The organism is Limnobaculum eriocheiris, from assembly GCF_021010575.1.
In the GTDB taxonomy this organism is placed as follows: Bacteria; Pseudomonadota; Gammaproteobacteria; order Enterobacterales; family Enterobacteriaceae; genus Limnobaculum; species Limnobaculum eriocheiris.
Genome location: NZ_JAJNAG010000013.1, coordinates 13979 through 39664, shown reverse-complemented (window position 1 = coordinate 39664; position 25686 = coordinate 13979). Strand labels below are relative to the sequence as shown.

At 47.8% G+C, this 25686-nt stretch carries 22 protein-coding genes, 1 pseudogene and 1 riboswitch; of the genes and pseudogenes, 16 read left to right on the top strand and 7 right to left on the bottom strand.

Annotated features, from left to right (window positions below; genetic code table 11):
* Positions 1 to 38 precede the first annotated feature (38 nt).
* From leuB to leuD, 3 genes are read left to right on the top strand one after another with little or no spacing between them, the layout of a single operon-like run.
* The gene (leuB, locus tag LPW36_RS07950) at positions 39 to 1130 is read left to right on the top strand and encodes a 3-isopropylmalate dehydrogenase (RefSeq protein WP_230608950.1); all 1092 of its coding nucleotides are present in this window, start codon (positions 39 to 41) and stop codon (positions 1128 to 1130) included.
* A gap of 1 nt (position 1131) precedes the next feature.
* Positions 1132 to 2532 carry a 3-isopropylmalate dehydratase large subunit gene (gene leuC / locus LPW36_RS07945; protein ID WP_230608949.1) on the top strand — a complete coding sequence of 467 codons (1401 nt, stop codon included), beginning with the start codon at positions 1132 to 1134 and terminating at the stop codon, positions 2530 to 2532.
* Positions 2533 to 2544: 12 nt separating this feature from the next.
* Positions 2545 to 3147 carry a 3-isopropylmalate dehydratase small subunit gene (leuD, locus tag LPW36_RS07940; RefSeq protein WP_230608948.1) on the top strand — a complete coding sequence of 201 codons (603 nt, stop codon included), beginning with the start codon at positions 2545 to 2547 and terminating at the stop codon, positions 3145 to 3147.
* On the opposite strand, the gene LPW36_RS07935 is transcribed toward leuD, so the two are convergent.
* Positions 3114 to 3356, bottom strand: coding sequence for a hypothetical protein (locus LPW36_RS07935; RefSeq protein WP_230608947.1), 243 nt, complete (start codon positions 3354 to 3356; stop codon positions 3114 to 3116). The genes leuD and LPW36_RS07935 overlap by 34 nt on opposite strands.
* 220 nt (positions 3357 to 3576) lie before the next feature.
* Between LPW36_RS07935 and LPW36_RS07930 the strand changes: the two genes are divergently transcribed.
* From LPW36_RS07930 to thiQ, 4 genes are all read left to right on the top strand, one after another.
* Positions 3577 to 4293: a DUF554 domain-containing protein gene (locus LPW36_RS07930; RefSeq protein WP_230608946.1), complete on the top strand. Its 717-nt coding sequence runs from the start codon at positions 3577 to 3579 to the stop codon at positions 4291 to 4293.
* 165 nt (positions 4294 to 4458) lie between these two features.
* Positions 4459 to 4580, top strand: a riboswitch (TPP riboswitch).
* 77 nt (positions 4581 to 4657) lie between these two features.
* Positions 4658 to 5665: a thiamine ABC transporter substrate binding subunit gene (thiB, locus tag LPW36_RS07925; protein ID WP_420844745.1), complete on the top strand. Its 1008-nt coding sequence runs from the start codon at positions 4658 to 4660 to the stop codon at positions 5663 to 5665.
* The gene (thiP, locus tag LPW36_RS07920; protein ID WP_230608945.1) at positions 5641 to 7251 is read left to right on the top strand and encodes a thiamine/thiamine pyrophosphate ABC transporter permease ThiP; all 1611 of its coding nucleotides are present in this window, start codon (positions 5641 to 5643) and stop codon (positions 7249 to 7251) included. Before thiB ends, thiP begins: the two co-directional genes overlap by 25 nt.
* Positions 7235 to 7933 (top strand): thiamine ABC transporter ATP-binding protein ThiQ, encoded by a 699-nt coding sequence (thiQ, locus tag LPW36_RS07915; RefSeq protein ID WP_230608944.1) that lies wholly within the window; start codon positions 7235 to 7237, stop codon positions 7931 to 7933. Before thiP ends, thiQ begins: the two co-directional genes overlap by 17 nt.
* A 94-nt stretch (positions 7934 to 8027) precedes the next feature.
* Here the strand turns inward: thiQ and LPW36_RS07910 are convergent.
* Positions 8028 to 8726 (bottom strand): annotated as a pseudogene (locus LPW36_RS07910) (DsbA family oxidoreductase).
* A 339-nt stretch (positions 8727 to 9065) separates the two neighbouring features.
* Here LPW36_RS07910 and LPW36_RS07905 point away from each other — a divergent pair.
* From LPW36_RS07905 to rluA, 3 genes are all read left to right on the top strand, one after another.
* Positions 9066 to 11432, top strand: coding sequence for a DNA polymerase II (locus LPW36_RS07905; protein WP_230608943.1), 2367 nt, complete (start codon positions 9066 to 9068; stop codon positions 11430 to 11432).
* A gap of 134 nt (positions 11433 to 11566) precedes the next feature.
* A complete protein-coding gene (gene rapA / locus LPW36_RS07900) occupies positions 11567 to 14473 on the top strand; it encodes an RNA polymerase-associated protein RapA (RefSeq protein WP_230608942.1) in 2907 nt (968 codons plus the stop codon).
* Between the two features lie 87 nt (positions 14474 to 14560).
* On the top strand, positions 14561 to 15211 hold the full coding sequence (rluA, locus tag LPW36_RS07895; RefSeq protein ID WP_230609015.1) for a bifunctional tRNA pseudouridine(32) synthase/23S rRNA pseudouridine(746) synthase RluA: 651 nt from the start codon (positions 14561 to 14563) through the stop codon (positions 15209 to 15211).
* Between the two features lie 17 nt (positions 15212 to 15228).
* Here rluA and LPW36_RS07890 read toward each other — a convergent pair whose 3' ends face one another.
* Entirely contained in the window at positions 15229 to 15735 is a 507-nt protein-coding gene (locus LPW36_RS07890) for a P-loop nucleotide/nucleoside kinase family protein (protein WP_230608941.1), read from the bottom strand.
* A 281-nt stretch (positions 15736 to 16016) separates the two neighbouring features.
* Positions 16017 to 16835 (bottom strand): co-chaperone DjlA, encoded by an 819-nt coding sequence (djlA, locus tag LPW36_RS07885; RefSeq protein WP_230608940.1) that lies wholly within the window; start codon positions 16833 to 16835, stop codon positions 16017 to 16019.
* Positions 16836 to 17015: 180 nt separating this feature from the next.
* Here djlA and lptD point away from each other — a divergent pair, with 180 nt between their 5' ends.
* The 6 genes from lptD to apaH all read left to right on the top strand — a co-directional run bounded on the left by lptD (position 17016) and on the right by apaH (position 23875).
* Positions 17016 to 19388 carry an LPS assembly protein LptD gene (lptD, locus tag LPW36_RS07880; RefSeq protein WP_230608939.1) on the top strand — a complete coding sequence of 791 codons (2373 nt, stop codon included), beginning with the start codon at positions 17016 to 17018 and terminating at the stop codon, positions 19386 to 19388.
* 61 nt (positions 19389 to 19449) lie between these two features.
* Positions 19450 to 20814, top strand: a complete 1365-nt coding sequence (gene surA / locus LPW36_RS07875) for a peptidylprolyl isomerase SurA (RefSeq protein ID WP_268991572.1) — start codon at positions 19450 to 19452, stop codon at positions 20812 to 20814.
* Positions 20804 to 21799 carry a 4-hydroxythreonine-4-phosphate dehydrogenase PdxA gene (pdxA, locus tag LPW36_RS07870; RefSeq protein WP_230608937.1) on the top strand — a complete coding sequence of 332 codons (996 nt, stop codon included), beginning with the start codon at positions 20804 to 20806 and terminating at the stop codon, positions 21797 to 21799. Before surA ends, pdxA begins: the two co-directional genes overlap by 11 nt.
* Positions 21792 to 22625: a 16S rRNA (adenine(1518)-N(6)/adenine(1519)-N(6))-dimethyltransferase RsmA gene (rsmA, locus tag LPW36_RS07865; RefSeq protein ID WP_230608936.1), complete on the top strand. Its 834-nt coding sequence runs from the start codon at positions 21792 to 21794 to the stop codon at positions 22623 to 22625. The genes pdxA and rsmA overlap by 8 nt, the downstream gene beginning before the upstream one ends.
* Before the next feature lie 4 nt (positions 22626 to 22629).
* A complete protein-coding gene (apaG, locus tag LPW36_RS07860; RefSeq protein WP_218466179.1) occupies positions 22630 to 23007 on the top strand; it encodes a Co2+/Mg2+ efflux protein ApaG in 378 nt (125 codons plus the stop codon).
* Positions 23008 to 23041: 34 nt separating this feature from the next.
* Positions 23042 to 23875, top strand: a complete 834-nt coding sequence (gene apaH / locus LPW36_RS07855) for a bis(5'-nucleosyl)-tetraphosphatase (symmetrical) ApaH (protein ID WP_230608935.1) — start codon at positions 23042 to 23044, stop codon at positions 23873 to 23875.
* A 38-nt stretch (positions 23876 to 23913) separates the two neighbouring features.
* Here apaH and folA read toward each other — a convergent pair whose 3' ends face one another.
* The 3 genes from folA to LPW36_RS07840 are packed head-to-tail and all read right to left on the bottom strand — an operon-like array spanning position 23914 to position 25663.
* A complete protein-coding gene (folA, locus tag LPW36_RS07850) occupies positions 23914 to 24399 on the bottom strand; it encodes a type 3 dihydrofolate reductase (protein ID WP_230608934.1) in 486 nt (161 codons plus the stop codon).
* Between the two features lie 23 nt (positions 24400 to 24422).
* Positions 24423 to 24887 (bottom strand): threonine/serine exporter family protein, encoded by a 465-nt coding sequence (locus LPW36_RS07845; RefSeq protein WP_230608933.1) that lies wholly within the window; start codon positions 24885 to 24887, stop codon positions 24423 to 24425.
* The gene (locus LPW36_RS07840; protein ID WP_230608932.1) at positions 24884 to 25663 is read right to left on the bottom strand and encodes a threonine/serine exporter family protein; all 780 of its coding nucleotides are present in this window, start codon (positions 25661 to 25663) and stop codon (positions 24884 to 24886) included. The genes LPW36_RS07845 and LPW36_RS07840 overlap by 4 nt, the downstream gene beginning before the upstream one ends.
* Positions 25664 to 25686 lie beyond the last annotated feature (23 nt).

Below are 25686 nucleotides of genomic sequence, written 5' to 3'. Positions count from 1 at the left end.
TTTGTTGCAACAAAACAACCATAAAGTATGGAGCAATTATGACGCGTTCTTACCACATTGCAGTATTGCCCGGAGATGGCATTGGCCCGGAAGTGATGCAGCAGGCAATTAAAGTACTGGATGCCGTTCGCCAGCGCTTTAACATTCAAATTACCACCAGTGAATATGATGTAGGTGGTGCTGCCATCGATCGTCACGGCATGCCATTACCCGCAGCAACGGTTGCAGGTTGCGAGCAGGCGGATGCAATTTTGTTTGGTTCCGTTGGTGGACCAAAATGGGAACATCTGCCACCGGCAGAGCAACCGGAACGCGGTGCATTGTTGCCTTTACGCAAACACTTTCAGTTATTCAGTAATTTGCGCCCTGCGCGTCTGTATCAGGGTTTAGAAGACTTTAGTCCGTTAAGAAGTGATATTTCCCATAAAGGCTTTGATATTTTATGTGCGCGCGAGTTAACCGGCGGTATCTATTTCGGTCAACCAAAAGGTCGCGAAGGCTCTGGTCCACAGGAAAAAGCCTTTGATACTGAGGTTTATCATCGTTTCGAAATTGAACGCATTGCCCATATCGCTTTTGAGGCGGCCCGTAAACGTCGCGCTAAAGTCACCTCCATCGATAAATCTAACGTGTTACAAAGCTCTATTTTATGGCGTGAAGTGGTAACTGAGATTGCTAAACAATACCCGGATATCGCGTTAAACCATATGTATATTGATAACGCCACAATGCAGATGGTGAAAGAACCTTCTCAGTTTGACGTTGTACTGTGCTCTAATCTGTTTGGTGACATTTTGTCTGACGAATGCGCCATGATTACCGGCTCAATGGGAATGCTGCCATCAGCCAGTCTGAACGAAAAAGGCTTTGGTTTATACGAACCGGCCGGTGGTTCTGCTCCGGATATTGCCGGAAAGAATATCGCCAACCCCATTGCACAAATCCTTTCGCTGTCACTATTACTACGCTATAGCCTGAATGCTGACGATGCTGCTAACGCCATCGAAAAAGCCATCAATCAGGCATTAGAGCAAGGTTACCGTACATCAGATTTAGCCGGTAACGGCAAGTCTGTCAGCACCAGTCAAATGGGCGATATCATCGCTCAGTTCGTCGCTCAGGGGGCATAAAATGGCTAAGACACTGTATCAAAAATTGTACGACGCCCACGTTGTGTACGAAGCGCCGAACGAAACTCCATTATTGTATATCGATCGTCATTTGGTGCATGAAGTCACCTCACCACAGGCTTTCGATGGTTTACGGGCAATGAAGCGTCCGGTACGCCAGCCGGGAAAAACCTTTGCCACCATGGACCATAATGTCTCTACTCAAACCAAAGACATTAACGCCTGTGGCGAGATGGCCCGCATTCAGATGCAGGAGCTGATTAAAAACTGTAAAGAGTTTAATGTCTCTTTATATGACTTAAATCACCCTTATCAGGGCATTGTTCACGTTATCGGCCCGGAACAAGGTATGACGCTGCCAGGCATGACCATTGTGTGTGGCGATTCCCACACCGCAACTCATGGTGCTTTTGGTTCACTGGCTTTTGGTATTGGTACTTCTGAAGTGGAGCACGTTTTAGCAACCCAAACCCTGAAGCAGGCGCGGGCTAAAACCATGAAAATTGAAGTTCAGGGCAATACTGCTGAAGGCATCACGGCTAAAGATATTGTATTAGCCATTATCGGTAAAATTGGCCACGCGGGTGGTACCGGTTATGTTGTGGAATTTTGTGGCAAAGCCATTGAAGCGCTGTCCATGGAAGGCCGTATGACGCTGTGTAATATGGCGATTGAGATGGGCGCTAAAGCCGGTCTGGTTGCGCCGGATAACACCACCTTTGACTATGTAAAAGGCCGTCAGTTCGCCCCTAAAGCGGAGCAATGGGATGCCGCCGTCACCTACTGGCGCACATTAAAATCTGATGATGGCGCTAAATTTGATGCAGTCATCACCCTGAATGCTGCCGATATCGCACCACAGGTCACCTGGGGAACAAACCCCGGTCAGGTTATGGCAATTGACCAAAGTATTCCCGATCCGGCCTCTTTCAGCGATCCGGTGGAACGGACATCAGCAGAAAAAGCACTGGCTTATATGGATTTGAAAGCCGGCACTAAACTGACCGATGTCGCGATTGATAAAGTGTTTATCGGTTCATGTACTAACTCACGGATTGAAGATCTGCGTGCGGCGGCGGCTATAGCCAAAGGCCACAAAGTTGCCTCTGGTGTGGTAGCGATGGTGGTCCCTGGCTCCGGTCCGGTTAAAGCCCAGGCTGAAGCGGAAGGTCTGGATAAGATCTTTATCGATGCAGGCTTTGAATGGCGTTTACCTGGCTGCTCTATGTGTTTAGCCATGAATAATGACCGCTTAGAGCCGGGAGAACGCTGTGCATCAACCAGTAACCGTAATTTTGAAGGCCGTCAGGGCCGCGGTGGGCGCACTCATCTGGTGAGTCCGGCAATGGCCGCAGCGGCAGCAATTGCCGGTCACTTTGCCGATATTCGCAAACTGAGCTAAGGAGACTACAACATGACTAAATTTACTCAACATACCGGCATAGTAGTCCCGTTAGATGCAGCAAACGTCGATACCGATGCCATTATTCCCAAGCAGTTTCTGCAAAAAGTCACCCGTACCGGTTTTGGTCAGCACCTGTTTAACGACTGGCGCTTTCTGGACGATGCCGGGCAGAAGCCAAACCCTGACTTTGTTTTAAATAAGCCGCGCTATAAAGGGGCTTCCATTCTGCTGGCCCGCGAAAACTTCGGCTGTGGTTCCTCGCGGGAGCACGCCCCCTGGGCGTTGACAGATTACGGTTTTAAAGTGGTTATTGCCCCAAGCTTTGCCGATATCTTCTACGGTAACTCATTCAATAATCAGCTATTACCGGTTATTTTAACTGAAGCAGAAGTTGATGAGCTGTTTAAACTGGTTGCCAGCCAGGAAGGCGTTGAATTTACCGTCGACCTGGAAAACCAGCAGGTGATTGCCGGTGATAAAGGTTATGCCTTCAATATCGACACATTCCGTAAACACTGCATGATTAACGGGTTGGATAGTATTGGTCTGACGTTGCAGCATGATGATGCCATTAGCGCTTATGAAGCTAAACAGCCGGTGTTTTTGCGGTAATCGCCAGATTTAATCAAAAATCCGCCTTCGATAGAAGGCGGCATTGATTGCACCCCATAGGGGTGTACTAAAAGCCCTAAAAAGAAGTTGTTACCTATTCTGTAAGATTTAAATCCAAAGACAATAAGAGGCAGAGCCAAAACCAAAACGAAGGATTCTGTCTCAGAATCCAACGCAATCCTTTCCCGTTCTGGCATATCGTCTGCCATTTTTGATTTATGCTAAGTGATGTAAATTTACCCACAATAAGCAAAAACAATCAGGATGATATAAGATACTATCCAATCATTCTTTGTTGTTAATCCTGTTTCTTCTGCTAACAACAACTCCCGTAAGCGTCTATCCCTGTCCCCTGTTGGTGCTGATAGCTATGCTATCCTCAAAAATAATGAGAGGACGTTTCTTTTAAATACAAAAGTAGGAAAAATCATGGTTGGTCCATTACTGAACAGCGCGGCCGTTTTTATCGGCGGGGGGTTAGGTCTTTTTTTAGCACCACTGATGCCTAAACGTTTACAAGATGGATTACCTGCCGCATTCGCCATGATCTCCATTGCTATGGGTGTAGTGATGACGATAAAAGTTCAGCAATTACCCGCCGTTGCGCTGGCGCTGATTGTCGGGCTGGCCATCGGTGAAATTTGCTATATGGAAAAAGGCGTCCAGAAGTTTGGCTCTCTGATACAGCGTGGATTAGCACGTATTATTCCGGTGCGTAACCACAGTATGACACCGGAGCTTTACACACAAAATTTTACCGCTCTAATTGTTCTGTTTTGCGCCGGTGGTACCGGTATTGTCGGTGCGCTCACCGAAGGAATGACCGGCAACTATCAGTTGCTGGTGGTTAAATCGATTCTGGATATCTTCACCGCCATGATTTTTGCCACTTCTATGGGTGCCGCCGTCATGTCCATCGCCATTCCTCAACTTCTGGTTCAGGGTGGACTCTATTTTTCTGCTCGTTTAATCATGCCCTATATGACAGAGATTACGCTGGGAGATTTCTCCGCCTGCGGAGGCATTATTATGATTGCCGTTGGGTTACGCATCGCTCAGATAAAAACCTTCGCCGTAGTCAACTTTTTACCTGCTCTAATCATCATTATTCCTATTTCCCTGTACTGGCACAAATTTATGGGCTAATTGCCATCATCAGCGGAGGCAGGTTACCTCCTGTTTCCTCCACTGACATGGATATTGGCAATATTGATAACTACAGGCTGGAGGCCGGAAACAGTAATAAATGAGTTAGTATTTACTTCGGATAATAATCTCCTTCCCCAGAGGTCAAACAGACTCTACAATGTGCCCTTCTCAACGGGGTGCTAAATAGAGCTGAGAATGTGTTTAGCGTGTGAAATGACACCTGACCATACCCGTAGAACCTGATCCGGTTAATCCCGGCGGAGGGATTTGAGAGTCTGTTCAGTTTTTTCACCTGTCCGCTGAATAGCTTAACTTACTCAAAGACCTTTGTTTCCGACTGATATTTTTAGGGGAGTGCAAAGTGTTTAAAAAACTCATCACTGCAATCGGCTTTCTTGCCATTTGTCCGTTACTGGCCAATGGTGCGGAACATCGTCCAACGTTAACCGTCTATACCTATGACTCTTTTGCCTCTGACTGGGGCCCCGGTCCAAAAATCAAAAAAGCCTTTGAAGCACAGTGCCAGTGCGAATTAAAACTGGTTCCTTTGGCCGATGGTGTCTCATTGCTTAATCGCCTGAAAATGGAAGGTAAAAAAAGCACCGCTGATATGGTGTTAGGTTTAGATAACAATTTACTGGTTGCCGCAAAACAGTCAGGCCTGTTTGTTCCACATAAGCTGGATGTAAATGCCCACTCACTAACCTTACCCGGCGGCTGGAAAGACGATACCTTTATCCCTTATGACTATGGATACTTTGCCTTTGTCTACAATACCGAAAAACTAAAGACACCGCCGAAAAGCCTGAATGAATTAATTGAAAGCCCTGAAAAATGGCGGGTTATCTATCAGGATCCGCGCACCAGCACCCCGGGGCTTGGTTTACTACTGTGGATGCAAAAAGTATACGGAGATAAAGCCCGTGAAGCCTGGCAAAAGCTGGCAAAGAAAACCGTTACCGTAACCAAAGGCTGGAGTGATGCCTATGGTCTGTTTCTTAAAGGTGAAGCCGATTTAGTCCTCAGCTATACCACCTCTCCGGCCTATCATGTGATTGAAGAGAAAGATAATCGCTACATGGCAGCTAACTTCACTGAAGGCCACTATATGCAGGTTGAAGTGGCGGGCCTGCTGGCTAACAGTAAACAGCCTGAATTGGCGGCTAAATTTATGGCCTTTATGATGACACCGGCATTCCAGCAGGAAATTCCGACCACCAACTGGATGTATCCGGTTATCAATATTCCACTACCGGACGCCTTCACACAAACGGCAAAACCTTCAATAACGCTGGAGTTTAGCCCTGAGGATGTAGCACAGCACCGGAATACCTGGATTCAGGCATGGCAAAACGCCGTCAGCCGCTAATTCCTTCCTGGCTCTGGCCTGGTCTGATTGCCGCCACGCTAATCCTCAGCGTGGCGCTGGCAGCGTTTGCTGCACTGTGGCTCTATTCTCCCGCCGGGAATATCCGTCAGGTACTGAATGACAGCTACCTGTGGCACGTTGTACGCTTTACGTTTTGGCAGGCATTTCTGTCGGTGCTGGTCTCTCTGATACCGGCCATTTTTGTTGCCCGTGCGCTCTATCGCCGACGTTTTGTCGGCAGAACATTGATGCTACGTCTGTGTGCCATGACGCTGGTATTACCGGTACTGGTTGCCATATTTGGCTTACTCAGCGTATATGGTCAACGAGGCTGGCTGGCCGGTTTACTAACGTCCCTGGGATTTGATTATGCCTTCTCGCCCTACGGACTACAGGGTATTTTGCTGGCCCATGCTTTTTTCAATTTACCGCTGGCAACCCGACTTCTTCTCCAGTCGCTGGAAGGTATAGCCATTGAACAACGCCAGTTAGCCGCGCAATTAGGCATGAATTCATGGCAACGCTTTCGTTTTGTAGAATGGCCAGCCCTGAAGCGCCAAATTCTGCCGACCGGCGCCCTGGTGTTTATGTTATGTTTTGCCAGTTTTGCTACCGTGTTATCCCTGGGTGGCGGCCCTAAAGCAACCACCGTTGAACTGGCCATTTATCAGGCGCTGCATTATGACTTTGATCCTCAGCGCGCTGCGCTATTAGGATTAATTCAACTGGTTTGCTGCCTGTCGATTGTCGTCCTCAGTCAACGACTTAACCCATCGCTTCCGGTGGGAAATACCTATGGTCAACAGTGGCGGGACAGACTGGATTCCCGATTAAGTAAAATAACCGATGGTCTGCTTATTGCCCTGACCTTATGTTTGTTGCTTCCTCCACTGACAGCCGTGGTATTAGACGGTATTAATAGTGCAGCAATGGAAGTACTGCAACAAAGCGCCATGTGGCAATCATTATTCATCTCACTGCGCATTGCTTTGGGTTCCGGATTACTCAGTCTGCTACTGACTATGATGCTCTTATGGAGCAGCAGGGAACTCCGGCTACGTCATAATCCCTGGGGAGCCAGACTCGAAATCAGCGGTATGGTCATTCTGGCAATGCCAGCCATTGTTTTAGCTACCGGTTTCTTTTTGCTGCTTAACAGTACCATCGGGCTACCTGATTCCGCTGATGGCATCGTCATACTGGTTAATGCACTTATGGCAATTCCTTATGCGTTGAAAGTACTGGAGAACCCAATGCGCGATTCAGGCGAACGCTACCGTTTGCTTAACTTATCGCTGGGGTTAACGGGTTGGAACCGACTACGCTGGATCGAGTTAACGGCTCTAAAACGCCCGCTCGCTCAGGCACTCGCCTTTGCCAGCGTGTTGTCCATCGGTGACTTTGGCGTTATCGCGCTGTTTGGCAATGAACAATTTCGCACCTTACCCTATTATCTCTATCAACAACTGGGAAATTACCGTAGCGAGTCTGGTGCCGTAACGGCATTACTGCTATTACTGCTGTGCTTTTTCCTGTTCACTCTTATTGAACGAATTCCCGGACGTCACCATGATCGCACTGAATAAATTAAGCTATCTTTATCCGCCGCTATCCATGTGTTTTAACCTGAATATTCAGGCTGGTGAACGTGTTGCGGTTCTTGGTCCCAGCGGAGCCGGAAAAAGCACCTTATTACATCTGATTGCCGGATTCGTGATGCCTGAAAGCGGCAGCTTATGGTTGAACAATATAGAGCACAGCCATACTCCACCGGCCCGACGTCCGGTCTCTATGTTATTTCAGGAAAATAATCTGTTCGCTCACCTTACCGTTGAACAAAACATCGGTCTGGGGCTGAATTCCGGTCTTAAACTAACGCCGGAACAGCAGCAAAAGCGGCTGGAGATTTGCCGTCGGGTAGGGTTAATTGACTATCTTGACCGTTTGCCCTCTCAGCTCTCGGGTGGTCAGCGTCAACGTACCGCGCTGGCCCGCTGTCTGGTCAGAGACAAGCCTATCCTGCTTTTAGACGAGCCCTTTTCAGCCCTCGACCCGGCTTTGCGCTATGACATGCTATCCCTTCTGGAAAGCGTATGTGATGAGCAACGGCTTACCCTGATGATGGTTTCACATAATCTGGATGATGCGGCACGTATTGCGCCAAGGACACTGGTGGTGGTGGAAGGTCATATCGTTTATGACGATTCAACGCAGGATCTTTTAAACGGAAAATCCGATGCCGCACGCATATTAGGCGTCACTGGCTAAACGCCGATTATTGGTTGTAGCACAGAACCCGATGGTCCAATATTTTCCCGGCCGGAATAGACCATCGGCCGGAAAAATACCGATCGGATAATCATCAATAACAAATATCACCAACGTAGGATGGCCCCGGCGACGCATCATCCAGTTGAGTTAAGCGTGCTTTCTCATCCTGTACCTTTAGCAGAATTTCGCTGAATACGCTGGAAGGCTGGGCCCCGGATACTGCATATTTATTATCAAAAACAAAAAAAGGTACCGACGTTACCTTTAGCTGACGAGCAAAAGATTCATCGGCACGAACGCTATCCGCATAGCGATCGGAACTGAGCATCACCTTAACTTCAGAGGGTTCTAACCCAACCTCTTCCGCCAGATTAATCAATATATCAACATCCGCCAGATTGAGCCCATCGGTAAACATGCCTTTAAACAAGGCTTCGCTCATGGCCTCCATCACACCCTGCTCTGCTGCATAATGTAATAATCAATGTGCATCAAAAGTGTTAGTAGGTACCAATATATCAAAATGAAAATCAAGCCCGGTCTGTTTTGCCTGTCGGGCAATATTTGCCGTCATTTCGTTGGCTTCTGGTATGCTCATGTCATACTTTTCAGAAAGATGCGTGTATATATCTTTTTGCTTTATTCCCGGCGCACTGGGATCCAGTTCAAAGCTACGCAGCACAATCTCAACGCTCTCTTTCTCCGCAAAAGAGGCCAGCGCTTGCTTAAGATGATGTTTACCGATGTAACAAAACGGACAGGAGAAGTCAGACCATATCTGTATTTTCATAATACCTTTGTCCTTCACGATAATTCTTAGCCAACTATTGAATAGAAGCGGGAGCAACGAAGCCAAGGCACGATAACTATTTTTAGCGTAACGTTATTACCCATTATTTCTGATTAAGCGCGCTAACCCAATGGATACATCTAAAAAACAGGTCACAATGAATATATTGTAGGTCATTATGGCGATTAAAAAGAAGATCTCTGCTCTTTAAAGATAGAACAAAACGATTTCATTCCCAATAAAAATGAAAACAGATAATAGCTGTATGGATATACATATTAGAATATACTTCCCATAGCCCAACTCTTTATGGCAATAAACGACTAAAGGTACACATACGTGAATTCAATTCGACAAGGTTTTATCCTGACGCGTCACTGGCGGGATACCCCTTCAGGCATTGAAATCGACTACTGGCTGGCAACAGACAGTGGCCCACAGCGTATACGTTTACCATTACAGCAAGCCGTTGCTTTTTCTCCCGCATCCAGCAATGCCCGAATCACTACGTTGCTATCTTCTGAGCGAGGATGGAGTTTACGTCCGCTGGAAATGCAGGATTTTAGCTGCCAACCGGTAGACGGTTTGTATTGCCGCCAGTATCGCCAACTGCAACGAATAGAAAAGAGTCTGAACGAATCCGGCATTACGCTATATGAAGCGGATATTCGTCCGCCAGAACGCTACCTGATGGAACGCTTTATTACGGCTCCGGTTTGGTTTCAGGGAGAACCAGCCGCCGATGGCAGTCTGATTAATGCCCAAATAAAAGCCGCGCCGTATTATCGTCCCGGCTTAAGTACCGTCTCTCTGGATATTGAAACCACCGAACACGGAGAACTGTATTCTATTGGCCTGTACGGCTGTGGGCAAAAGCAGGTCTACATGCTCGGCCCGGAGAATGGCACTCCCCACCAGAGCAATTTTAATCTTGAATATGTTGCCAGCCGTCCTTTGCTGCTGCAAAAACTCAATCAATGGATCGCCGAGTACGACCCCGATGCCATTATTGGCTGGAATCTGGTGCAGTTCGACCTGCGGGTGCTACAAAAACATGCGGAACGTTATCAGGTCCCCCTCACTTTTGGGCGGGATAACAGCCCGTTAGAATGGCGGGAACATGGTTTTAAACAGGGGCATTTCTTTGCTTCTGCCAGCGGACGACTGATTATTGATGGTATTGAAGCGCTAAAAAGCGCGACCTGGAACTTTACCTCCTTCAGCCTGGAAAATGTTGCCAGAGAGCTGTTAAACGAGGGTAAAGCCATCGATAACCCTTATCAGCGAATGGATGAAATCAATCGCATGTTCAGGGAAGATAAACCTGCACTGGCCTACTACAACCTGATGGACTGTGTGCTGGTGAGCCGCATTTTTGATAAAACCCAGTTAATGACCTTCCTGTTAGAGCGGGCAACGGTGACCGGATTAGCGGCCGATCGTAGCGGTGGCTCTGTGGCGGCGTTTACCCATCTCTATCTTCCGCGTATGCATCGAATCGGTTATGTGGCACCCAATTTAGGGACTTTACCGGAGGAACATAGCCCGGGAGGTTATGTCATGTCCTCCACCCCCGGCTTGTATGACTCGGTGCTGGTTCTGGACTATAAAAGCCTGTACCCCTCCATTATTCGTACCTTCCTTATTGACCCGGTGGGGTTAATTGCCGGCACGCTGAAAGAGGAACAGCAACAAACGATACCCGGTTTCCGCCATGCCCGTTTTTCCCGAACCACCGACTGTTTACCCAACATTGTTGAGCAAATCTGGCGTGGACGAGAAGAAGCTAAACGTTCTGATAATAAGCCTCTGTCTCAGGCGTTAAAAATTATTATGAATGCTTTTTATGGCGTTCTGGGCTCCAGCGGCTGCCGGTTTTTCGATCCTCGCCTTGCATCATCAATCACTCTACGGGGGCATGAAATTATGCTAAAAACCCGCGAACTCATTGAACAACGGGGTTATCAGGTAATTTACGGAGATACCGACTCAACCTTTGTCTGGCTGAAAAAGGCCCACACCAATCAACAGGCTAACCAAATAGGACGGGAGTTGGTTAACCACGTTAATCAGTGGTGGCAAACCATGCTCAAAGAAGAGATGGGCCTTGAATCAGCACTGGAACTGGAGTTTGAAACGCATTTTAACCGCTTTTTAATGCCAACCATTCGCGGTGCCGAACAGGGTAGTAAAAAACGCTATGCGGGCCTGATTTTAAGCGATAATGGTGAAGATGAGGTAATTTATAAAGGGATGGAAACAGTACGAACCGACTGGACTCCACTGGCACAACACTTTCAGCAGCAGCTGTATTCGCTAATATTCCATAACCAACCCTATCAGGAATTTATTCGTGATTATGTGGCAAAAACCCTTAATGGCGAGTTCGATCAACAGCTTATTTACAGCAAACGGCTGCGCCGACGCCTGTCTGAGTACCAGAAAAATGTCCCCCCTCATGCCAGGGCTGCTAAACTGGCCGATGAGTACAATCAGGCTCATGGCCGCCCGCTGCAATATCAAAACGGCGGCACTATTCGCTATTTAATTACCCTACAGGGCCCGCAACCGCTGGAAAACCTACAGTCGCCCATTGACTATCAGCACTATATTTCTCGCCAGTTGGAACCGATTGCAGATGCAATATTGCCATTTATGCACGATAATTTTGATTCACTGGTTACTGGTCAAATGGGGTTGTTTTAACGCCCGTCGATCATTACCATAGCGCCCTTGCTCCATACCCCTAAAAATCATCAAAATAAATGACTGGATTGTGTTCCATCGTCCCCCGATGGCAACTTTGGGTAAACGTTAATTAATGAGAAGCCGATAAATATATGCCCTTTACTTTAGGTCAACGCTGGATTAGCGATACGGAAAGTGATTTAGGACTAGGAACCGTCGTTGCGCAGGACGCTCGTACCGTAACTTTATTGTTCCCTGCCATTGGGGAGAACCGGTTGTATGCTAAAGCTGACTCGCCAATAACCCGAGTCATGTTTAATCCGGGAGATACCATAACCAGCCATGAGGGGTGGCAGTTACTGGTTGACAGCGTTAAAGAAGAGAATGGGGTTCTAACCTATATCGGCCGTCGTCTTGATATCAATGAAGAAAACAGCACCCTGCAGGAAGTGATGCTTGACAGTAAGCTGACTTTCAGCAAACCACAGGATCGCCTGTTTGCCGGTCAACTCGATCGCATGGATCGCTTCAGTCTGCGTTATCGGGCAAGAAAATATCAAAGCGAACAGTATCGTATGCCGTGGAGCGGACTGACAGGTATCCGCGCCAGCTTAATTCCCCACCAGTTGCATATTGCCAATGAGGTCGGACATCGTCATGCGCCACGTGTTTTGCTGGCTGACGAAGTGGGCCTGGGGAAAACCATTGAAGCCGGAATGATTATTCATCAGCAGTTGCTGGCCGGTCGGGTTGAGCGCGTGTTGATTGTGGTCCCGGAAACCCTGCAACACCAGTGGCTGGTTGAGATGCTGCGCCGCTTTAATCTGCATTTTTCACTGTTCGATGAAGAGCGCTATGCTGAAAGTCGACAGGATTTCGAAAACCCATTTGAAACCGAGCAGTTAGTTATCTGCTCACTGAATTTCGTTTGTCAGAGTAAACAACGCCTGAACGATCTGGTTGAAGCCAACTGGGATCTGTTGGTGGTGGATGAAGCCCATCATCTGGCCTGGAGCGAAGAGGCGCCAAGCCGTAACTATCTGGCCATAGAACAACTGGTCCAACATACCCCCGGCGTCTTATTGCTGACGGCTACCCCGGAGCAACTGGGACAAGAAAGCCATTTCGCCCGCCTGCGCCTGTTGGACCCGAACCGCTTCCATGATTATCAGGAATTTGTCGACGAACAGCAGAAATATCGCCCGGTTGCTGATGCCGTTAGCCTATTGGTCAGCGGCGAAAAACTGGACGATCGGGCAAAAAACTCACTGAGCGAGCTGATCAGTGAGCAGGATATTGAGCCGTTGTTAAAGGCGGCGAATCTGGATAGCGAAGAGAACGACTCCGCCCGAACGGAGCTGGTAACAATGCTGATGGATCGTCACGGTACCAGCCGCGTTCTGTTCCGCAACACCCGCCAGGGGGTGAAAGGTTTCCCTATTCGCTATTTGCACCAGATAAAGCTCCCGCTACCAACGCAGTATCAAACCGCGTTTAAAGTCGCAAAAATTATGAATGGCAAAAAGCCGATTGATACTCAGGCTCATAACATGCTTTATCCTGAGCAAATATTCCAGACTTTTGAGGGAGATGGCGTTAGCTGGCTGAATTTCGATCCGCGCGTTGAGTGGCTGATGGAGTATCTGAAGCAAAATCGCAATGAAAAGATTCTGGTGATTTGCGCACAGGCCGCCACCGCTTTACAGCTGGAACAGACGCTGCGTGAGCGTGAAGGTATCCACGCGGCGGTATTCCATGAAGGCTTATCTATTATAGAGCGGGACCGTGCTGCCGCCTGGTTTGCCGCTGAAGAAAACGGCGCTCAGGTTCTGCTGTGCTCTGAAATTGGCTCTGAAGGCCGTAACTTCCAGTTTGCCAGCCGGTTAGTCATGTTTGATCTGCCGTTTAATCCGGATCTGTTAGAACAACGAATTGGTCGTCTGGATCGTATCGGCCAAACCCGCGATATTCAGATTATTGTGCCCTATCTGGAAAACACCGCTCAGGCAATTCTTATCCGTTGGTTCCATGAAGGTCTGGACGCTTTTGAGCACACCTGTCCGACCGGTCGCCCGGTATATGATGCGGTGCATGATGAGCTGATGACCTATCTGGCGGAACCCGCCGAACAGGCCGGATTTGATGATTTTATTCAGCGCTGTCGTACAAAGCATTTGAGCCTGAAAGCACAATTGGAAAATGGCCGTGACCGCCTGCTGGAGATGAACTCCAACGGAGGAGAACGCGCTCAGGCATTGGTTCAGGCAATTGCCGAACAGGATAACAATGTCGACCTGATAGGTTTCACCATCAATCTGTTTGATATTATTGGTATCAATCAGGAGGATGACAGCGACAACCTGATGATACTTACCCCTTCAGACCATATGCTGGTGCCGGATTTTCCGGGAATTCCACAAGATGGCTGCACCATCACCTTCGATCGGGAAAAAGCGCTATCGCGGGAAGATGCGCAATTTATCAGTTGGGAACACCCGATTGTGCGTAACGGCCTGGACTTAATTCTTTCCGGAGATACAGGAAGTTGTGCAGTCTCTTTATTGAAGAATAAGGCCCTGCCCGTTGGTACCATGTTAATGGAACTGATTTATGTGGTTGAAGCCCAGGCACCTAAAAATTTACAGCTTACCCGTTTCCTGCCACCAACACCGATTCGCCTGATGCTGGATCGTAAAGGGACTAATCTTGCCGCACAGGTTGGTTTTGAAAGCTTTAACCGCCAGCTTAGTGCAGTGAATCGCCATACCGGCAGTAAACTGGTTAACGCAGTACAAAAAGATATTCATGAAGTGCTGCAAATGGCAGAAACAGAGATCGCTAAACAGGCTCAGGTACTGATTGATAGCGCCAGGAAGGAAGCTGATGATACCCTGACGCTGGAATTTAATCGTTTGAATGCGCTAAAAGCCGTCAATCCGACGATTCGTGATGACGAACTGGAAGCCATTGAAGATAACCGCCAGCAAATTCTCAATTGCCTGCAACAAGCCAGCTGGCGACTGGATGCGCTACGTATGATAGTCGTTACCCATCAATAATGATGATTCAGGATACCGGTTGTTACTTTAACAGCAGCCGGTATCAGTACTGACTCTGACCGAGATCACCGGAGACTCTTCAATATGATGGAAGCCTATCATCCTTCACAAGACCCCTGGTTATACATTCTGTATCAGGATGAACATATCATGGTGGTAAATAAACCCAGCGGCCTGCTCTCTGTTCCCGGCAAGGCACCGGAACATAACGATAGCATCATGGCGCGCATTCAGCGTGACTTCCCTGATGCCGAGTCAGTTCATCGCCTGGATATGGCCACCAGTGGCGTGATGGTAGTGGCGTTAAATAAGGCCGCAGAGCGGGAACTCAAACGGCAGTTTCGCGAACGTGAGCCGAAAAAATCCTATATTGCCCGCGTCTGGGGGCATCTGGAAAAAGATGAGGGTTTAATCGATTTACCGCTGATTTGTGACTGGCCTAATCGCCCAAAGCAAAAAGTCTGTTATGACACGGGCAAAAGCGCCCAAACAGAATATCAGGTAATTAGCCGTGATGATGGTTCCACACGGGTAAAACTTATGCCAATTACCGGGCGTTCTCACCAGTTACGCGTCCATATGTTGGCAATAGGTCATCCAATATTAGGCGATAAATTTTATGCCCACCCGGAGGCTAAAGCGATGGCTTCGCGGCTACAGCTTCACGCTCAGGAATTGTGCATCCATCACCCGGCATTTGGTGGTCCAATGCATTTTAAGTGTGAACCCGACTTTTAATCTGCGCTCGTTGTTGTTCAGGTACAAACCTGAAGGTGATCCAAAATTTCGTCCACGCAGCCTTCGACCTCTTTACCCGCACTATCAATCACAATGCGTGGGCGTTTCCATTCCTGATACTCTTTCTCTACAATTTGTTGCCAGACGGGTAGAACCAGATGGGGAATATCGCTCCGACGGGATTCAACCCGCAAACGGTGTTCATCAATATCGCTACAGATAATCTCAATATCCACACTGACTACTTGCGCCTCCTCAGCAACCTGCATCCAGCTATCCCGCGACCAGCTAACCGGGTTTACACAATCCGCAATCACCGTTTGCCCTAACAGCAGGTTATCTTTCGCCAGCATATAGCTGGTGTCATAGCCGGATGTTCCCACATCTTTTAGCAGTACCCCGGCGTTACGAATAGCCTGCTCAATAGAGTCTATCCGAAGGTAAACACCCCCCATCTTTTTTGTCAGTGCTTTGGCTATTGAGGTTTTACCAACGCCCGGTAATCCGCTAAATACAATTAACATCTAAGCCTCCAGTCAATTAAGATGAGTCGTTTCTAACCTGCGCAGATCGTTACTCCGGATTTATCTCCAGCCTGACCGGATGGGTTTGAAAGATGACGCTCTCCGTTTCAAAGATCCGGACAACTGATACCATTTTGAACTGTTACACTGGGCCTTTATTGAAAAAAGCCCAATGTAATGAATATATGAGAAAAATAATCAACTGCAACATACCAAGATTTGGCTTAATTACACACGCTTTTTAACTGATAATGTTCAATCCGTCGCACAAAAGGGGCAGATTACTTAAATCCCTTCTCGCGCTTAATTAAATCGTAAGCACCCTGAATTTCCTGCGCTTTTTGTTTAGCGATTTCCATCATCTCTTGCGGTAAACCTTTTGCCACCAGTTTATCCGGGTGATGCTCTGTCATTAATTTCCGATAGGCGCGCTTAATTGTGGCCGCATCGTCACCGGGTTTTACACCCAGTACTTTACAGGCATCTTCCAGTGTAGGTCCGGATGCCGGACGATAGCCACTATTCTGCTGCCCCTGCCAACCGCCGGATTGTCCAAACTGGCGACCGCTGTCAATCATACTCAGTAACTGATCCAATTGGCTGCGAGAAATGCCCAACTCTTCAGCAATCACATACAGTACCTGACGCTCATTAGGGTGCAGCACACCGTCGGCAAATGCCGCCTGAAGTTGAATCTCCAGGAACATGCGAATCAAATCGGCACGACCAAAACAGATGGTTTTTAATTCACGCAGTTTTTCCCGTAGAGGGTAACCACTCTGTTTACCTTCACGGAATGCCTGCTGGGCATCGCTACGGCGAGGACCATGTATCTGCATACGATCCATAATCATAGAGGCATTTTGAATATCAACTTCGGTAACCCGGCCTTTTGATTTGGTCAAATGCCCCATCACTTGAAATGTAGTACGGAAAAACAGCGCCTGACGTGCCTGCTGATTGGCAAAAAAGCCGCCGCGACGGGCGCTTCTTACATTGTCTACCATATGACCGACAATCAGCCCCAGAACGATTGCCCAAAAGCCGCCGCCAGATATTACACCTAAAATAACCCCAAGGATCTTTCCCCAATACTGCATATCACCCTCTAATTGACAATGCCGTCTGCCGTAAATTGCATTATCATACCTGCCAAATATTGAACCACCTAACGGTGATGCTAAGATTTAGCGCTGGTGTAACAGAGACGAGTACGATAATCTCATCAGGTTTGCTTCTGCCTACATAGCCGTAACTAACGGAATACCAAGAATAACCGTATGAAAAAACGTTATCCCACACTGCTGGCCACCACAATTTGGATGGCATTATACAGCCAGAATACTTTGGCTAACCCTTTGGCCGAACAATGTCGGCTTGGAATCCCTATTTATGAGCGTCCGCTGGTGTCGGGCGATCCAAACGCTTTACCGGTCAATATTGAATCCGACGACAGTCAAGTCAACTATCCTGAAAGCGCCGTTTTTACCGGCAACGTTATCGTTCAGCAGGGTAACCGCCTGATGGTTGCCGATCAGGCTGAAGTAAACCAGACTGAACAACAGGGTCAGGCAGAGCCTATCCGTACCGTTACGGCGACAGGCAACGTTAAGTATGATGACAATATGATCAAACTTAGTGGCCCAAAAGCCTGGTCTAATTTAAATACTAAAGATACCGACCTTTATCAGGGTAACTATCAGATGGTTGGGCGCCAGGGGCGCGGTCAGGCTGATACCATGAAGCTGCGGGAAGATAACCGTTATGCCATATTGGAAAACGGTACTTTTACTTCCTGTCTGCCTGATGATAATAGTTGGAGCGTGGTCGGTTCTGAAATTATTCATGACAATGAAGAAGAACTGGCAGAAATCTGGAATGCCCGGTTTAAAATTGGTTCGGTACCGGTGTTCTACAGCCCTTATTTACAGTTACCTACCGGCAATAAACGCCGTTCCGGTTTCCTGTTACCTAATGCCAAGTATGGAAATAACAGCGGCTTTGAATTTATTCTGCCGTATTACTGGAACATTGCGCCAAACTTTGATGCCACCATTACACCGCACTATATTGAACAGCGTGGGATGCAGTTCCAGAATGAGTTCCGTTATTTACTCGCTCCTGGTGCCGGTATCATGGAGTTTGACTGGTTAAAAAGCGATGACCAGTACGCCTCTGACTTTCCGAATGAGAGTAATACCGATCGTTGGTTATTCTACTGGAACCATAACGGTGTAATGGACCAGAACTGGCGCTTCAATATTGACTATACCAAACTGAGCGATAGTCGTTACTTAAGCGACTTTACCAGCGAATACGGTTCCAGTACCGATGGTTATGCCACTCAGAAATACAGCGTGGGCTATGCAAACCAGAACTGGGATGCAACCATTGCAATGAAAAAATTCCAGATCTTTGCCAGCGGCGGTAACATTAACGCCTACCGTGCAGAGCCACAAATTGATATGAATAACTACCTGTACGATATTGCCGGTTTTGACCTGCATACTTACGGTCAGTTAGCCAAATTCACCAGTGAGAACCCCAATAACCCAACCGCAGTACGTGCACATATTGAGCCAACAATAAACTATCCAATCGCCAATAATTGGGGAAGTATTGATAGTGAATTTAAATTGATGGCCACTCATTATGAACAAGATTTTTCGGATAACTTCTATCAATATTATGGAACCAACGCCCCGGACCTGAAAGATTCTGTAAACCGGGTATTACCACAATATAAAATATCCGGCAAAGTGGTGTTTGACCGCCCAATGGACACCTGGCAGGACTTTACTCAAACGCTGGAACCGCGGGTTCAATATCTCTATGTTCCTTATAAGGATCAGAGCGATATCTATGTCTATGACTCAACGTTACTGCAGTCAGACTACACCGGACTGTTCCGCGACAGAACCTATGGCGGCCTGGACCGTATCGCCTCAGCCAATCAGGTGACCACCGGTTTAACCACCCGGGTTTATGACGAGCGTCAAAACGAACGTTTTAACGCTTCTATCGGGCAGATTTACTTCTTCGAAAAATCCCGTACCGGTGATAACGATTATTACTCAAACAAAATCGACCAAAATAAACAAACCGGCAGTGTAGTCTGGGCGGGCGATAGCTACTGGAAAATTGACTCTAACTTTGGCCTGCGCGGTGGAGTACAATATGACACCCGCTTAGACACGTTTGCTGTAGGTAACGCAGTGGCTGAGTATCGTAAAGACAGTGAGCGAGTCGTTCAACTTAGCTATCGTTATGCCAGTAAAGAGTACGTATCAGCCATGACCACTAATATATCTAACGGTTATACCGCCTATAATCAGGATATTTCACAAGTTGGTGGTATCGCAACCTGGCCAATTGCAGACAGATGGTCTGTTACTGGCGCATATTATTATGATACGAAACTAAAACAGTCTGCCGATGGTCTAATGGGCGTTCAGTACAATACCTGCTGTTGGGCAATTGGTGTTGGCTATGAACGAAAAATTATTGGCTGGAACTCGAAGGGTGACTTCCAGAGTGATTACGACAACAAGGTATCCTTTAACATCGAACTGCGTGGCTTAAGTGGCAACCACAACTTAGGTGGAAGCAAAATGTTACGTAACGGAATTTTGCCATATCAACAAGCTTTCTGATATTTATCGTGAAAACGTTGGTGTTATTTTTAAGATAAACCGCCCCGTGCGGATGGACTATATGAGAAAAGTAATGAAAAACTGGAGATCGCTTGCCGCAAGTCTGGCGCTCTGTGCATCAGTCACATCAATGTCGTTGGCTTCACATGCTGTACTTGCTGCACCTGCGGGACAGCATGTTGACCGCGTTGCAGCCATAGTCAATAACGGCGTCGTTTTAGAAAGCGATGTCAATAATATGATGTCTTCCGTTAAAAATGGGGCTCGCCGCGCTGGTCAACAACTGCCAGATGACGAAACCTTACGTACCCAGATAACGGAAAGACTGATTATGGATAGCATCATTAATCAGTTAGGTACCAGCATGGGTATTAAAATTGATGATGCCCAGCTTGATAAAAGTATTGCTGATATCGCTCAGCAAAACCGTATGAGTGTAGCTCAGTTAAAAACTCGCCTTGCCGCCGATGGTATGGACTACAAAACTTATCGTGAGCAGATCCGTAAAGAGATGCTGATGAGTGAAGTTCGTAATAACGAAGTTCGTCGCCGGATTACCGTATTACCTCAGGAAGTTGACGCATTAGTCGGTCAAATGGCTAACCAGTTAGACGCCAGCGCAGAGCTGAACCTGAGCCATATCATGATTCCTTTAGGGGAAAATCCAAGCCCAGACCTGGTCAACAAAGCTGATGAACAGGCAAAGAAAATTGTTGAACAGTTAAAAAATGGTGCTGACTTCGGAAAAATGGCTGCAACCTATTCTGCGGACCCGCAGGCGCTGAGAGGCGGTAAAATGGGTTGGGCGAAAATGCAGGAACTGCCATCCATTTTTGCCAGTGAACTGCAATCATCCCAGAAAGGCAGCATTATTGGGCCGATTCGTTCTCGCGTAGGCTTCCACATTCTAAAAGTAAACGACATTCGTGGTGAGCAGAAGTCTATCTCTGTTATGGAAGTTCATGCCCGCCATATTCTGATTCGCCCAACGGTTGTGGTGACTGACCAGCAGGCACAGGCACAATTAGCCTCCATTGCTGAAGATATTCGCAGCGGAAAAGCAGATTTTGCTGAAATGGCTCGCAAATACTCAGAAGACCCGGGCTCTGCCCGTCAGGGTGGCGATATGGGGTGGTCCTCACCGGAAGTATTTGATCCGGCATTCCGTGATGCACTAATGCGTTTACAGAAAAATGAGATCAGTGCTCCAATTCGCTCTTCATTTGGCTGGCATTTAATCCAACTGTTGGATACCCGTCAGGTTGATAAAACTGACGTTGCTCAGAAGGACCGTGCTTACCGCATGCTGTTCAACCGTAAGTTCTCTGAAGAAGTCCCTGGCTGGATGCAGGAAATTCGCGCCAGTGCTTACGTTAAAATTATGAACGGTAGCAACAGCAGCAGTACCAGCACTAATGGCCAGTAATATTCAACGCGTGGTAATCACACCGGGAGAACCTGCCGGTGTGGGACCTGACTTAATTGTTCAACTGGCCCAGCGGGAATGGCCCGTTGAGCTGGTGGTCTGCGCCGCGCCAGAATTGCTCCAGCAAAGGGCAGCCCTCCTCGGGCTGCCTTTACAATTACGTGTTTACCAGCCGGAACAAGCTCCCCAACCTCAGGAAAAGGGAACGTTAACCGTTTTACCGGTTAAATTAAGTGGCCCGGTTACCCCTGGGGAGCTTAATGTTCAAAACAGCCAGTACGTTATCGACACGCTGGCACGAGCCTGTGATGGCTGTCTGAGCGGTGAATTTGCCGCCCTGATTACCGGCCCGGTACATAAAGGCATTATTAATGATGCCGGACATGCGTTTACCGGTCACACCGAATTTTTTGCAGAACGCAGCCAGCGCCAACGCGTTGTGATGATGCTGGTAACGGAAGAGCTACGGGTTGCGCTGGTTACCACCCACCTGCCGCTGTCCCGCGTGTCTGCAGCCATTACGCCTGAGAGCCTGACGGAAACCATCACCATTCTGAATCATGACTTGATCGCTCAGTTTGGTATTCCGCACCCGCAAATTTATGTTTGTGGGCTGAACCCTCATGCGGGCGAAGGGGGTCATATGGGGCATGAAGAGATAGAAATTATCTCTCCCGTATTGGAAACGCTGCGCCAACGGGGTATTCACCTTATGGGGCCACTTCCGGCAGACACCCTCTTTCAACCTAAATATTTACAACATGCTGATGCAGTATTAGCCATGTATCACGATCAGGGATTACCTGTTTTAAAATATCAGGGATTTGGCCGGGCGGTGAACATCACGCTGGGCCTTCCTTTTATCAGGACCTCTGTCGACCACGGCACCGCATTAGACCTTGCCGCTACGGGTACTGCCGATGCAGGTAGTTTTACCGTTGCGCTTAATCTCGCTATTAAAATAATAAATAATCGTAATGAATAATCGTGTTCATCAGGGCCACTTTGCCCGTAAACGTTTTGGGCAAAACTTTTTAAGCGATCCTTATGTGATCGATAGCATCGTCTCGGCGATTCATCCACAGCCGGGTCAGGCAATGCTGGAAATTGGTCCTGGTCTTGCTGCATTAACCGAACCGGTCGCCGAACGGTTAGAACATATGACCGTTATCGAACTGGACCGTGATTTGGCTGCTCGTCTGGCGATTAATCCCAAGCTGAAAGATAAACTGACTATCTATCAGCAAGACGCCATGACCTTTGATTTTGCAGCACTGGCCAAAGAGATGGGACAACCGCTGAGAGTGTTTGGTAACCTGCCGTATAACATCTCAACGCCGCTGATGTTTCATCTTTTCAGCTATACTAACGCTATAAGTGACATGCATTTTATGTTACAGAAAGAAGTAGTTAACCGACTGGTAGCCGGGGAAAACAGCAAAACCTATGGTCGGTTAAGCGTAATGGCGCAATATTATTGCCGGGTGATCCCGGTACTGGAAGTGCCGCCAACGGCGTTCCGCCCTGCGCCAAAAGTTGACTCAGCGGTGGTACGTCTGATTCCGCATGACAGCATCCCCTATCCTGTAGATGATATTCGTATCCTGAGCCGTCTGACTACAGAGGCATTCAATCAACGACGTAAAACTATCCGTAATAGTCTGGGCCATCTGTTTACGCCAGAACAACTGACCGAACTGGGTTTAGACCTGAACATGCGGGCAGAAAATATCTCTGTTGAACTGTATTGCAAAATGGCAAATTGGTTATCAACCAAAGGCACTAAACTGCCGGAGGCTGAACAGGAGTAATACCGTGATCGATAAACCCAGAATTTTTATTCAGGCACAAAGTTTCTATGTTGAAGCCCAGTCTTTGCCGGATGAAGAGCGTTTTGTTTTTGCTTACACTATGACAGTTCGCAATCTGGGCCGGGAGCAGGTACAGCTTCTTAGTCGATATTGGTTAATCACCAATGCTAACGGCAAACACACTGAAGTTCAGGGTGAAGGCGTTATTGGTGAACAACCGATTATTTCGGCAGGCAGTGAGTTTCAATATACCAGCGGCGCCATTCTGGAAACACCGCTGGGCACAATGGAAGGCCACTACAATATGATCGATCATATGGGGCAGCCATTTCAGATAGTGATTCCGGTATTCCGCCTGGCGATTCCGTCCCTGATTCACTAAAAAAATTCAATAAGAAAAAGGTTAGCTCCCGCTTATGGCAACACTTTTAGTCGGTGATGTGCACGGTTGTTTTCAGGAACTACAGGCTTTGCTGGCGCAAGTCAGTTTTAACCCTACCACAGATACCCTTTGGTTAACCGGCGATTTGGTTGCGCGAGGGCCTGACTCTCTTGAAGTACTGCGCTATGTCCGATCGCTGGGTGATTCAGCCCGTATCGTATTGGGCAATCACGACCTTCATCTGTTGGCCATTTACGCCGGTATTAGCCGCAATAAACCAAAAGATAACCTGACTACGCTGCTGGAAGCACCGGACTGCGATGAACTAATCAACTGGTTGCGCCGTCAGCCCGTACTACAAGTAGATGAAGAAAAAGCGTTAGTCATGGGGCATGCGGGCATTACCCCTCAGTGGGATATTGAAACTGCCAAACGCTGCGCCCGTGAAATTGAAGCTATTCTTTCCAGTGATAGCTATCCGCTGTTTCTGGACTCCATGTATGGCGATTTACCTAACTGCTGGCACGATGAGCTGTCAGGATTACCCAGATTACGCTACGCCACTAATGCACTGACCCGCATGCGCTACTGCTATCCAAACGGCTGTCTGGATATGATCTGTAAAGACGTACCCAAAAAAGCACCCGCGCCGTTAAAACCCTGGTTTGAACTCTCTGGTCCAGTTTCTGAAAACTACTCAATTGCTTTCGGCCATTGGGCATCACTGGAAGGTAAAGGTGCGCCAGAAGGCATTTACGCGCTGGATACTGGCTGCTGCTGGGGAGGAAAACTCACCATGCTGAGATGGGAAGATAAACAGTATTTCCAGCAAGACTCTCTGGCAGAAACTACGGAAACCAATAGCTAACACCGAAGCGGCACATCATTCCGATGTGCCTAAAAACATTACTTTTGCCGTTCCAGAATTTCGAACTGATAAGCATGTGGGTTCTTTTCATCAGCCTCATGATGCTGAGAGAATACCTGATGCCAGGCAACTTGCTGATAATCAGGGAAATGGGTATCCCCCGCCAGTTCGGCATGAATATGGGTCAGATATAGCCGGTCAGCCCGAGCCAATGCCTGCTGATAAACGCTGCCACCACCAATAATCATCACCTCTTCCACTTCACCAGCGGCCTGAATAGCCTGTTCCAGAGAAGTAACCCAGATGACTCTTTCATCAGTTTGAGGCTGTCGACTAATAACAATATTTAGCCTCCCCGGCAGCGGGCGACCAATAGACAGATAGGTATTACGCCCCATAATTATTGGCTTATTCAGGGTATTTTGTTTAAACCAGGCCAGATCGGCGGGAAGATGCCAGGGCATCGCATTCTCAGCACCAATCACCCGGTTTGCCGCCATTGCGGCAATCAGACTAATAATCATAACAACATCCTGCTAACTGGCAGTTATACGCTGGGTTTACGGCGATACAACCACAATGCCGGTAACGAAAGCCCAATGGACAATGCGCCAACGATAAACGAAGCTCTTAAAAAATAAGTAATCATGGTTTCAAACAGTTCGGCAGAATACCCTTTGTGGGAGATCTCTACCAGTGCAATCATTGCCTTATAGGCAAAAACGCCGGGAAACATAGGGATCACCGCAGCAACGGTAAATACTTTAGGATGGGCCAGAAAACGTCGTGACCAGCGGATCCCGATAGAGCCAATCAACATGGAGGTCAGTAATGTGCTCCACTCCAGAGGAAACTGATAATAAATTAATATGGTGCGGCAGGCGTAACCTATCGCCCCCAGTAATGCGCAATACTTCAGGGCTTTTACCGGTACGTTAAACACCAGTGCAAAGCCAACCGCCGGAATGGCTGCCAGAAACATATTTTCGATAAGCGTTAATATCAGGTTCATAGCCAGTTCCGAAATCCCCAGACGGTTATCGCCACCACAACCCCGATACAGGTTGAAAGGGTCAGCAGGCTGGCCATCGCCCAACGGGCAATGCCGGTATTAATATGCCCTTTAAACATATCCGCCACCGAGTTAATCAATGGAAAGCCGGGAACCAGCAATAACACGCTGGAAGCCATGGCAATGGAGGCTTTATCAATATCCATCCAGTTCACTAACCAGCCAGCAACGGTGGTTGCCACAAAAGCAGTGGCAAAGAAGTTGATAAGCGGGTTAATCTGAAAAGAGGTGATAACCTGACGGGAATACATCGCTACACCGCTGGCTAATAGCGTAGCCAGCACGGCATCCCAGCCACCACCGGCCAGTTTACAGAAGCTGGCGCAGGATAACCCCACCATCAACACCATTAACCAACGTGGATAGCGTAAAGGTTTAATATGGTTTAACCGTTTTTCTACTTCATCAATGCCTAATAAACGATGCTCAGTTAATATCACTATTCGCTGAACTTCGGTTACTACATGCATATTTATGCCGCGATCGACATTTTTACGTGTAGAGGTAAGACAGTGTCCTTTATAGATAGTACTCAGCACAATGGCATTTGCTGAAATAGAACTTTCTACTTCATCAACCCCCAGCGCTTTACCAAGGCGAGTAGAAAGCTGCTCGACCAACATACTTTCCGCACCGTGCTGTAGTAATAACAGCGCACACTGTATACACAAACGGGTGATCTCCCGCTGGCGTTGATGGACTTTATCAAATTCCACTTTATGTTTACCCGAGTGAAATA